The organism is Monashia sp. HAY1-2A (genome assembly GCF_056755315.1).
Genome location: NZ_JBNDHY010000827.1, coordinates 1 through 233, shown reverse-complemented (window position 1 = coordinate 233; position 233 = coordinate 1). Strand labels below are relative to the sequence as shown.

The window sequence follows — 233 nt, the reverse complement described above, 5'->3', positions numbered from 1 at the left end:
CCATAGGATGAAACCTGACGAAAGGTACACCCACAATGGTCACACGCGAAGAAGTAGAAGCAGCATATGCCCGGACATCGGGCTGGGTGCGGCACACGCCCCTTGCTGAAAGCGGGAACCAGGAGCCTTATCACCTGTGGTTCAAGTGCGAATACATGCAGCACACCGGATCCTTCAAAGCCCGGGGTGCCTTCAACAGGTTGCTCACCGCGAAGGAGAACGGCCAGCTGGAC

General features: G+C 57.5%; 1 protein-coding gene. It reads left to right on the top strand.

What is annotated here, in order from left to right:
• Positions 1-35: 35 nt before the first annotated feature.
• The coding region (locus ACPYOM_RS24095; RefSeq protein ID WP_481347915.1) for a pyridoxal-phosphate dependent enzyme at positions 36-233 on the top strand (198 nt) is incomplete at its 3' end.